Genomic DNA, 10644 nt, shown 5'->3' on the forward strand with positions numbered 1-10644 from the left:
GTTCACTCCCTTCTGACTTGTCTAATGCCTATTCCAACACCCACTCCGCCAACTTCCCTGTCACTTGCGTCATCAACACATTCTCGACGTCCCGTGCCCCCGCCGCGCTGCATTTGGCCAACACAGCCTTGACGATTCCGGCATCGAACTCGAACTGCTTGCCCGTCGCAGCCTTGTAGCGCCCGCGCAGTTTTTCCAGCTTCGCCAGCACGATCCCCTCCAGTGTCGCTTCATCCAGCGGCCGGTATGCCACCACGGTCATGCGCGCCAAAAACGCCGGGCGGAATGCTTGCAGCAGCACCTTGTGCAAGGCTTCGTTGAAGGCGTCGCTGCCCAGTTGCGCGGCGGGCGTATCCAGCAATAGCTCGGCGCCGACGTTGCTGGTGGCGAGCATCACGGTGTTCTTGAAGTCCACCACCAGGCCGGTGCCATCTTCCATCAGGCCTTTGTCGAAGACGTTGTAGAAGGCTTCGAGCACATCCGGGTGGGCTTTTTCGATTTCATCCAGCAGCACTACCGAATAGGGTTTGCGCCGCACCGCTTCGGTGAGCACGCCGCCGCTGCCGTAGCCGATATAGCCGGGTGGGGCGCCTTTGAGTTGGCTGACGGTGTGGGCTTCCTGGTACTCCGAGAGGTTGATGCTGATCAGGTTGCGTTCACCTCCGTACAAGGCGTCGGCCAGGGCGTAGGCGGTTTCGGTCTTGCCCACGCCGGTGGGGCCCACCAGCAGGAATACGCCGACCGGTTTCTGTGGGTCGGTGAGGCCGGCGCGGTAGGCTTGCAGGCGTTGGGCGATGGTGTTCAACGCGGTGCTCTGGCCCATGACCCGCTGGCCCATGCGCTGGCCGAGGGTGCGCACGGCGTGGGCTTCGTCGGCGAGCATCTTGCCCACCGGGATGCCGGTCCAGCCGGCGATCACGGCGGCGACGGTCTTGCTGTCCACCTGTTCGGGCACCAGCGGATCGTCCTGGCGAATGGCATCCAGGCCAGCTTCCAGGCGCAGCAGTTCGGCGGCCAGGTGGTCGATGCGGTTATCGATCTCGGTGTCGGCTTTTTCACTGTCGGCGCGTTCGCTCAGGGCAAGCAGTTCGCGCCGGGTGTCGAGCAGTTCGCGCACGGCTTCGCGCTCTTCGCCCCAGCGAGTTTCCAGCTCGCGGATGGCCTGCACATTGCTGGTCGATTCGTCTTCGAGCAGAGTGATGCGCTCGCGGTGATCGAGCCCGGTGGCCTGTTCCCGGCGCAGGCGTTCGACCTCGTCCTTGAGGCTGTTCTGCCGATGGCGCAGGCTTTCCAACGGCGGCGGCACGTCGTGCTGGCCGAGGGCGACCCGGGCGCAGGCGGTGTCGAGCACGCTGATGGCTTTGTCCGGCAACTGTCGCCCGGAGATGTAGCGGTGGGACAGCTTCACCGCCTCGTGGATGGCCGCGTCCAGCACCTGCACGCCGTGGTGCTGTTCCAGTTTGCTCGCCACGCCGCGGAGCATTTCCACCGCGGTAAGTTCGTCCGGTTCTTCGACCTGCACCAGTTGGAAGCGGCGGGCCAGGGCCGGGTCTTTCTCGAAATATTTTTTGTACTCCAGCCAGGTGGTGGCGGCCAGGGTGCGCAGTTCGCCCCGGGCCAGGGCCGGCTTGAGCAGGTTGGCCGCGTCGCTGCCGCCTTCCGCGCCGCCGGCACCGATCAGCGTATGGGCTTCGTCGATGAACAGGATGATCGGTTTTTCGGCACTGCGTACCGCGTCGATCACGCCTTTGAGGCGTTGTTCGAATTCACCTTTGACACCGGCACCGGCCTGCAACAGGCCCAGGTCGAGGACACGCAGGGTGACTTCCTGCAACGATGGCGGCACATCCCCGGCGGCGATACGCAGGGCCAGGCCTTCCACCACTGCGGTCTTGCCGACGCCTGGTGCGCCCACCAGGATCGGGTTGTTCTGCCGGCGCCGGAGCAGAATGTCGATGCACTGGCGGATCTCGCCGTCGCGGCCGACGATGGGGTCGATGCGCCCTGCCCGGGCGTCGGCGGTCAGGTCCTGGGTGTACTGGTCCAGCACCGGGTCCTGTTTCTGTGGCACCTCGCCGGGTTTGGCCGGGCGCACGCCACCGGCATGCTCGCGGGAGCTTTCGGTCCATTCCAATAGGTGGGCGCGCAGGGCGTCGCGAGGAATGCGCAGCAACGACGAGGCGCTGTTGAGCAGCAGGCTGCGGCGCTCATCGCGGTCCAGCAGCGCCAGCAGCAACAGCCCGGAGCGGATGCTGTCCAGGCCCAGCACGCTGGCCTGGACCACGGCGTCTTCCAGCAGGCCGATGGTTTGTGCCGACAGGGCGGGTGTGCGGGTGCTGCCGGATTTGAACAGGTCCAGGGCCTTGTTGGTTTCCGTCGCCACCGCGTCACGCTCCAGACCGAATCGTGGCAGCAGGCAGGCAAAATCACCGCCCTCGATGTCGAGCAACTCCAACAGCAGGTGTTCGATTTCCACGTAATGATGGCTGCGCTGCATGCAACGTTGCGCGGCCCGTTCCAGGGCGCGGCGGTTGTCCGGGTTGAGGCGTCCGATCAGGCTGGCCAGTTCCATTTCAGGCTATCTCCGGCTGACGAAGGCGGGTTTCGATCCGTTGCACGGCGAGGGTCGGCTGGCGTTGCAGGCCGCCGTTCCAGTTCAGCCGTGGCGCTGCCTGGCGGTCCAGTTGCAGTGGGCCGGCGCCACGGATCAGCAACACCAGGGTGCAATCCAGGTCGGGGCCGAAGTACAGGGCGTAGAGACTGGCGAGCAGCGCATGGGCTTCGCCGTTGGGCAGCAGTCCGCTGGCCTGGCCCGTGGTCAGCGGGCCGAGGGTCAGGCGCACGCCGGCATGTTCGTCCCAGACGTGGGTGCCGGTCACCGCGTTGCGGCCCAGGCACAGGTTGCGCCCGCCCGGTTGCAAGCGGCTGCGGCTGGCTGGCGGGATTTCACGCCAGCCACCTTCGTAGGCGGTCAGCTCCACGGGCAGCCCGAACTGTTCACGGACAATCGCCGCGAACCCATCCAGGGAGCGCCGGCCATCGGCGTACAGCGCGGTGCAGGCCAGTACCGCCGAGTCGGGGGCGGCCTGGCGTTCCTGCAAGGCCTTGGGCAGCAAGCCGGTCAACGCCCGCAGTTGCGCGTGTACGGCGGACGCGCCTGGGGCGGTAAAACCCACGGCGATGCGATGTTTGCGCATCACCTTGTAAAGCAGGCTGAGCAGGCGATGCTGGAACAGGTCGAGGAATTCCGCCGGGGCGTGGTCCTTCGCCCGTGCCCGTTGTTGCAGCCATTCCTGGTAGGCGTAGGGCAACGGGCCGTCGGGGCCGCCGAGGCCGAAGATCGGCGTGGTCAGGGTTGGCGGCAGGCCGGGTTCCTGGCTCAGGCTCTCGACTTCACTGGCGGCGAACAACGGCGTCAAGGGCCCGCGCAGACGCAAGGCTTCGGCGTGCGGCGCGGTGCCGCTGCCCAAGGGCTCGGCCTGGGGATGTTCACGTTCGAGCAGCAGCAAGGCCTGGAGCCATTCGAAGCGTTGCGGGTCGCGGCGCAGGCGCTGGCTCAGGTTCAGAGCACCAGGGGTTTGCCGGCTTGGGGTTGCCATGTCTTCACCTCCTTGTCGGACTGGACCAGCACGGTGCGCACGAAGCGATTGGCGGTGGCGTAAAGGGAAAAGAATTGCGCCAGCACCCCGGAGAACAGCACGGCGCTGCTACCGACGAAGTATTGCGGGTCCAGTTGCAGGCGCACCTCCAGCCCGTTGCGCCAGCCGCGCCAGGCGTCTTCGCCGACATGGGCGATGACCCGGTCGCAGCCCAGCCCCGATACCCCTTCGATCTGGCGATGGGCGCTGGCCTCGTCCCGCAGGTTGTGCAGTTGGAGAATCTCGCGCAGGGCGTCCAATGCCTGGGGGCCTTCGACCAGCGACAAATGGTTGAGGGTCAATTGCGACACCAGCCGCCAGCGCGATTCGCCGTCCAGGCGCGGCAGGCTTTGCGGGCTGGGTGGGTTGCGCAGGCGTGCCCAGGCCACCGGCCCCGGGCGCTCGAAACCCAACGGGGTGCCGGCCGGCAGGCTCTGGGCCAGATGGCGGTTGGTGCACAGCAGTTCGGCGGTGAGGCTGTAGTCGCGGGTATCGGCCAGCGGGTCGAACTGGGTGTCCACCAGGCTGACCATCAAGTCGGTGCCCAATCGATTCGGGCTCATGCCACTGACCCGACGCGCATGCCAATAACAGGTTTGGTCGCTGCCATGCTGGCTGCCGTAATAGGCCGGCACTTTGCGCACGCCCTGGCTGGACATGGCGCGCATGCCACGGATGCTGTGGATCTCGACGCTGTTTTCCCGATGACTGTCGGCCACCAACCGGTACTCGCTGCGAGTGCCATCCGGGCGCAGCGGCTCGGAAGTCCTGGGGAACAGGTTGATCACCGGCGTGCAGCCCAGGGCGATGTCGCTGGCCTGGAGCGGCAGGCGGCTGGTGGGAGGGCGGTCGAAAACGATGTACAGGTACAAGGACGGGCCGTCGCTGGTGGCGCCGGCCAGTGGCAGATCGAAGAAGCCGAATTTATCCGGGAAGGCAAAGTACTCGGCCAGCAGACGCATGCCCGGATGCACACCGTCTTCATCCGGCAGCAAGACCTGGTCACTGGCGAAGCCGACGATCTGTGGCAAGCCTGTCAGCGACTCCGGCACGCTGCCCGGCGCACCGGCCAGGACCTCGATGGCGTGCGCGCCCAGCAGGTCATACAGCCCGGCGTTGATGATCGGTGACGCCGCCAGGTGTACCCGCAGCGAGTCGATTCCCAGCGTCGACCACTGGCTTTCGCCCAGGCACCGCAGCTCCAGGCGCAAGGCCGAGCGGGCCCGGACCACTCCGGTCAGCGCCTGGGCTTCGTCGCTGCCCAGCAGCAATGCCTCGCTGATTTCCACCGGCCACAAATGCACGGCGGCGGTGGTCCGAAAATGAATGCTCTGGCCTGTGTCCGTGGTGACGAACAACGGTGTGTCGCGGGGCAGCGGGTAGCCCTCGTTCAAGTTGCCTTTGCTGGGGTCGGGTTCGAACTGCACGATGGCGCACGAAGGCAAAGGGCGCATGGCCAACGGGTAAAGCTGTTCGAGCAGGGCATCGCTGAATTCGGCGTAGTCGTCGTCCAGCCGGCGTTGCAAGCGGGCGGCCAACAGCGCGAAACCTTCGAGCAGGCGCTCGACATGCGGGTCGGGGCACTCTCCGGGGGACAACTCCAGGCGCCGGGCGACCTTGGGGTAGCGCTCGGCGAACAGACTCCCGGCATGCCGCAACCAGGTCAGTTCGCGTTGGTAATAGTCCAACAGTTGCGGGTCAATCGAGTCGCTCATGTCGTACCTCAAGGCCGTCGCCGGCGTGCTCGATGACAAAGGCCACGGGCCATGCGTGCAGGTCGCCGCGCAGCTCACCCAACAGCCGTATGCACAGTTGCTGCGGATGGCCCGGCACCGGGCAGACCTCGACCTCGCCCAGGCGCAGGCGAGGTTCGAAGTGGGTGATGGCCTGGCGGATTTCCCGGGTCAGTTGACGCCGGTCATCGCTGCGCTGCTGTTGCAGCGCGGTCCAGTCGGCGATGCCGTAGTCCAGGATGCTCGGCGGTTCGGTCAGCGCCCGTGGGCCGCGTCGGGTATTGAACAGGCGTGACAGTTCGGCATGCACCGAGTCTTGCAACGCCTGTCGGTCGAACGCCCGCCCGGTATCGTTCGCCGGGCTGGCCAGGCGTTCGAACAGGGGCGGGCGCAGCCCGAAGCCAGCCATGGGCGCGGTTTCCCTACTTGGTCATTTTGTTGGCGGCCAGGTCCCAGGTCGTGCCCGCCGTGCCTTCCTTGGTGCCGTCGTCTTTCTGCGCGGTGAGCTCCCATTTGATCTTGGTGAAGTTCAGCGACAGGGTTTCCACCGGTTTGCCGCCGGTGCCGCCGCTGACACTGACGTTGGACAGCACGACGTTGGTCAGGGTGTAGATGATGAACGGCATGAGTTTGCCGCTGCCCTCGGCGGCATTGCGGCCAACGGTGATGACGGCTTGCGGGATCGGCTTGCCGGCGCAGCAATACTCATTGAGGGTGGGGGTGGAGCTGTCGACGAATTTGGTCAGGGTGAACTCGCCGATGTGGGGTCGGCCGGAGGTGCGCTCCGAGTTGCTGACGTCGTTGGTGACTTGCATCGCCACGTTGTGGCTGTAGGACATGACCTCGATCTTGTCCGTGAAACCCTCCAGCAGGCTGTCGCCCTTGATGTCGCCGCCGAGGTCGAGAATGATTGCATCCATTATGTGGAACTCCTGAAGAAGACGAATGAGGTAGTGCCCGGTACCTGTAGGAGCTGCCGAAGGCTGCGATCTTTTGATCTTTCGCTTGGGACTCAAGCGTCCTTGGAAAGATCGCAGCCTCGTTGCACTCGTCAGCTCCTACAGTCAGCTCCTGCAGTGGGCAGTGGGAGCTTGCTCCCTCGCCAAGGGCGGTCAGGCAGCTACCGGTGGCGGCAGGGTCGCCACCAGGCGGATCGAGGCGGTCAGCTCCTCCAGCTGGAAGTGCGGCCGCAGGAACACCGTGGCCTTGTAGGCCCCTGGCTTGCCGGCCACTTCCGTCACGTCCACCCGTGCTTCGCGCAACGGGTACTGCGCCTTGATCTCTTGCGGCGCGTTGTCGTTGATCAGCACGTAGTCGGCGATCCAGTTGTTGAGGTAGGTCTGCACGTTGTCGCGGGTCATGAAACTGCCGACCTTGTCACGCATGATCACCTTCAGGTAATGGGCGAAGCGCGAGGCCGCGAGCACGTATGGCAACATCGCCGAGATCCGCGCGTTGGCGTTGGCCTCGTTGGTGTTGTAGGCCTTGGCCTTGTTGGTGGTCTGGCCGCCGAAGAACACCGCCACGTCGCTGTTTTTCTTGTGGCACAGGGAGATGAAGCCCAGGTCGTTGAGTTCCTTTTCACGGCGGTCGGTGATTGCCACTTCGGTCGGGCATTTGAGCGACAGATCCCCGGAACTGGTGCGGAACGTATGGGCCGGCAGGCCTTCGACCGCGCCACCGCCCTCGGCCCCGCGAATGGCTGCGCACCAGCCATATTTGGCGAAGGCTTCGGTGATGCGTTGCGCCAGGGTCCAGGCGGCGTTGCCCCACAGGTATTTGCTGTGGTCGGTGCCGTTGACGTCTTCGACGTAGTTGATGCCTTCCACCGGCAGCGTGTCCGGGCCGTATGGCAGGCGCAGCAGGAAGTGCGGCAGCACCAGGGATACGTAGCGCGAGTCTTCGCTTTCACGGAAGGCGCGCCACTTGATCAGCTCCTGGCTTTCGAAAATCTTCGACAGGTCCCTGGGGATCGCCAGTTCGGTGAAGCTGGTCATGTCGAACAACCGCGGGCTGGCCGCGGCAATGAACGGGGCATGTGCGGCGGCGGCGACGTTCGAGAGTTTTTCCAGCAGGCCGATGTCCTGGGGATGCCGGCCAAAGGTGTAGTCGCCCACCAGCAGACTGAACGGATGCCCGCCGAAGGTGCCGTATTCTTCCTCGTAGATTTTCTTGAACAGCGCGCTCTGGTCGAATTCGACGGCTTTTTCCAGATCGTTCTGCAGTTCTTTCTGGGTGACGTTGAGCAGGCGCAATTTGAGCCGGGTGCTGGTCTCGGTGTTCTGCACCAGCAGGTGCAGGCCGCGCCAGGAGGCTTCGAGTTTCTGCAGGTCGGGGTGGTGCAGCACTTCGTTTAGCTGGGCGCTGATCAACTGGTCGATCTGGCTGATGCGGTCGTTGATCATCGCCACGGTGTCCTTGTCGATGGCCATGCCTTCGTCGAGGACCTGGGTGGCGAATTCGGCCAGCATGTCGCGGGCGTAATCTTGCTGGCTGTCGTCGTGGGCCATGCGGCCTTCGGCGATGATCTTGTCCAGCAGGGACAGGGTCTGGGTCGTGCTCTCGCTGGTTTGAGCGCTGGATGAAGCAGGCATGGCGTTATCTCCCTTGAATGATGCGCGCGATCAGGCCTGTGGTTCGGCCGGGGCAGGGTCATCGTTGGCGGCCACGGCGGGCAGCTCCGGCGGTACGTCCTGGGGTCGCGCCGACTTGATTTCCTGCAGGCCCTCGGTGTTGGCGATCACGTCGCGCAGCAGCTTGTCCAGGTCGTCGTTGCCATCGAGTTTGGTCAACAGGTCCCGCAGGCGTTGGCGCGCTTCGAACAACCGACGCAGCGGCGTGACCTGCTCCACGACCTTGACCGGGTCGAAGTCGTCGATGTGACGGAAGTTGAGTTCGATGTTGAGCTTGCTGTCGTCGCCGCTGAGGGTGTTGTTCACCTGGAGCGTGGCGCGGGGGGAGATGGAGGCGAGTACCTCGTTGAAATTATCCCGATCGATTTCGGTAAAGCGCCGCTCATTGAGCTTGGGCAGCGGGTCCAGTGGCTTGCCTGAGAGGTCGGCCAGAATGCCGACCACCAGTGGCAATTCTTTTTTCTCGATGGCGTTGCCGATCTCCACGTCATAGGTGATCTGGACGCGGGGAGGACGGACTCTGTCGAGCTTGTGCTGGGTACTTTCTGCCATGGCGGCCGACTCCGATGCATGTGTGGGCGCAATGCATCGGGAGTCCCGCTCATCGCATTCCCTTGCTGATCCACAGGTTGCAAATGGACGGCAGAAAACCTGTCATTCCCTTGACGAACCTGGCGCATTCGACCGTGTGGGTCGAACTACCCAAGACGCTAGAACAGGTCTATAAAAAAGCAAGCAAAAACAATTTTTGACCGCTGAGAAAAGGAAGATTCATTTTGCGTGGGTTTTTTTTCGGATTTTTTTTGAGCCTGGCACTCACCGGTTGCTCGCTTTTTGCCCCCGGCGTCGACCTGGGCAGCCTGACCCTGGACGTCGCGCCGCGTGCCAATGACGACACGCCGATCGCCGTGGACTTCATCGCGGTGAACGACCCGGACCTGCTCAAGCAGCTGTCGGGCATCACCGCCAGCCAGTGGTTCGCCGAGCGCGAACAGTTTCAGCGCGACTATCGTCAACTCATGTCGGTGTGGGGGCTGGAGCTGGTTCCGGGGCAATTCATCGACCGCCAACCCTTCCCGCTGGAGGGGCGGCGCGCCGCTGGACTTTTGGTCTTCGCCAGCTATAACACTCCCGGAGCCCACCGGCTTCGGCTGGACGATCAGCGCGAGGCCTGGCTGAAGTTCGACAGTCGCGAGATGACCCTCGTGAATGACGGGGCTCGATGACAGCCAGCCTTGAGTGACCGCGGGCCGCCATGCGCGGCGACATTGGGATGTCGAAGGGAGTCGTATGAGTCTGTTACCTGACGCGGTGTGCTGGCATGAGGGGATGCAATTGCTGCCCCAGCATTTTCAATTGCAAGGGCTGCGCGCCGAGGCGCTGGCCGCGTATTTTGCCGGGGCCTGCAATCCTTGGTTCTGGGGTGTCAGCCAGTTGGAAGTCGATCCTTCGGCCCTCAGCGCCGGCCAGGTGCGGCTGCTGCAACTGCAAGGCACCTTGCCGGACGGCTTGCCGGTCAACCTGCAGGCCGGTGTCGGGCCGACCCTGGAGCTGGACATCGGCGAGGCGATCGACAAGACCGACGACGCCACTGTGACTGTGTACCTGGCCGTCAGCCCACTGTGGCGCGCCGGGCAATTGGTGCCGCTCAAGGGGCGCCTGCAATCGGTGGTCGGCGAGGCGTTGCCGGACCTCACCAGCGGTTCATTTCCCGAGTCGATCACCGTCTGGCGACCCAACCCGAGGTTGTGTACGCAACTGAGCAAGGCCGATTCGATCTGCCTGCCGCTGTTGCGCATCCGCAAGGAGGGCGGTGGCTTCTGGCGCGTGCCCTACACCCCGCCGACACCGATCCTGTTGCCGGAGTCGGCCCTCGGTCGACGGGTCGCCGGAGTGTGCGCCCGGGCCCGGGAGAAGTGCATGTTTCTCGCCGGTCGCTTGCGCCAGGCCCAGGCGGCCGGCAACCAGGACGATGCCGTGGAGATCCGCCGGCAATTGACCGCCTTGTGGGCGCGCTTGCCGGAAGTCGAGGGCGCGCTGAACACCCAGGTGGCGACGCCCCAGGCGCTCTACGGTTTGCTGCTGGGGTTGGCCGGGAGCTGGTCGGCCCTCGATCCACTGGCGGGCGTCCCGGCCTTCGCACCGCTGGATTTTCTCGAATTGCAGCGCGGCTACGAGCCGTTGCTCGACTGGCTGGAAACCACCCTGGAACTGGTTCGTGCCGGCTATCGCAGCCTGGCCTTCGAACGCAATGAGCAGGTCTTCTCGATCCAGTTGCCTGACGACCAACCGGACCAACGCCTGGTGATCGGCCTGCGCATGCCCAACGGCGCCAGCGAGCAGGCGGCGGGCGAGTGGTTGCGCGGGGCGATCATCGCGTCGGCGCGGCATATCCCGCTGCTGAGCCGACAGCGCATGAGCGGTCTGCCTCACCAGGCCATGAGCCGCAACGAACAGGTGGCCTACAGCGTGGGCGACGACACCCGTTTGTTTGTGGTGGCGGCCAGCGGGCAATGGTTCGACGCGCAATTGCCGCTGCACATCGTGGCGCCGGCCTCGGCCCAGGCCAGCAGCCCGTGGCAAGTGGTGTTGTTCGTGGCGCAAGCCAGTGAAAGTGCCTGATCGCAAAAGGGGAGTCGT

The 10644-nt window shown here is 64.7% G+C and carries 9 protein-coding genes; 2 read left to right on the plus strand and 7 right to left on the minus strand.

Features of this window, described 5'->3' with window-relative positions; all coding sequences use genetic code 11:
• Positions 1 to 28: 28 nt before the first annotated feature.
• The 7 genes from tssH to tssB form a co-directional block, all read right to left on the minus strand.
• Positions 29 to 2572: a type VI secretion system ATPase TssH gene (gene tssH / locus F7R20_RS26175; RefSeq protein ID WP_003202810.1), complete on the minus strand. Its 2544-nt coding sequence runs from the start codon at positions 2570 to 2572 to the stop codon at positions 29 to 31.
• Between the two features lies 1 nt (position 2573).
• The gene (gene tssG, locus F7R20_RS26180) at positions 2574 to 3599 is read right to left on the minus strand and encodes a type VI secretion system baseplate subunit TssG (protein WP_003202808.1); all 1026 of its coding nucleotides are present in this window, start codon (positions 3597 to 3599) and stop codon (positions 2574 to 2576) included.
• Complete coding sequence (gene tssF / locus F7R20_RS26185; RefSeq protein ID WP_003202807.1) at positions 3563 to 5353, minus strand: type VI secretion system baseplate subunit TssF; 1791 nt, start codon at positions 5351 to 5353, stop codon at positions 3563 to 3565. The genes tssG and tssF overlap by 37 nt, the downstream gene beginning before the upstream one ends.
• Entirely contained in the window at positions 5337 to 5780 is a 444-nt protein-coding gene (tssE, locus tag F7R20_RS26190) for a type VI secretion system baseplate subunit TssE (protein ID WP_003202805.1), read from the minus strand. Before tssE ends, tssF begins: the two co-directional genes overlap by 17 nt.
• 13 nt (positions 5781 to 5793) lie before the next feature.
• A complete protein-coding gene (locus F7R20_RS26195; protein WP_003202803.1) occupies positions 5794 to 6291 on the minus strand; it encodes an Hcp family type VI secretion system effector in 498 nt (165 codons plus the stop codon).
• Positions 6292 to 6483: 192 nt separating this feature from the next.
• A complete protein-coding gene (gene tssC, locus F7R20_RS26200; protein ID WP_003202801.1) occupies positions 6484 to 7965 on the minus strand; it encodes a type VI secretion system contractile sheath large subunit in 1482 nt (493 codons plus the stop codon).
• A gap of 30 nt (positions 7966 to 7995) precedes the next feature.
• Positions 7996 to 8556 carry a type VI secretion system contractile sheath small subunit gene (gene tssB, locus F7R20_RS26205; RefSeq protein ID WP_003202799.1) on the minus strand — a complete coding sequence of 187 codons (561 nt, stop codon included), beginning with the start codon at positions 8554 to 8556 and terminating at the stop codon, positions 7996 to 7998.
• A 224-nt stretch (positions 8557 to 8780) separates the two neighbouring features.
• Between tssB and F7R20_RS26210 the strand changes: the two genes are divergently transcribed.
• Positions 8781 to 9230 (plus strand): hypothetical protein, encoded by a 450-nt coding sequence (locus F7R20_RS26210; protein WP_003202795.1) that lies wholly within the window; start codon positions 8781 to 8783, stop codon positions 9228 to 9230.
• 64 nt (positions 9231 to 9294) lie between these two features.
• Complete coding sequence (gene tssK, locus F7R20_RS26215; RefSeq protein ID WP_003202794.1) at positions 9295 to 10626, plus strand: type VI secretion system baseplate subunit TssK; 1332 nt, start codon at positions 9295 to 9297, stop codon at positions 10624 to 10626.
• The last annotated feature ends 18 nt before the right edge of the window (positions 10627 to 10644 follow it).

The organism is Pseudomonas brassicacearum subsp. brassicacearum (genome assembly GCF_008801605.1).
Taxonomy (GTDB): Bacteria; Pseudomonadota; Gammaproteobacteria; order Pseudomonadales; family Pseudomonadaceae; genus Aquipseudomonas; species Aquipseudomonas brassicacearum.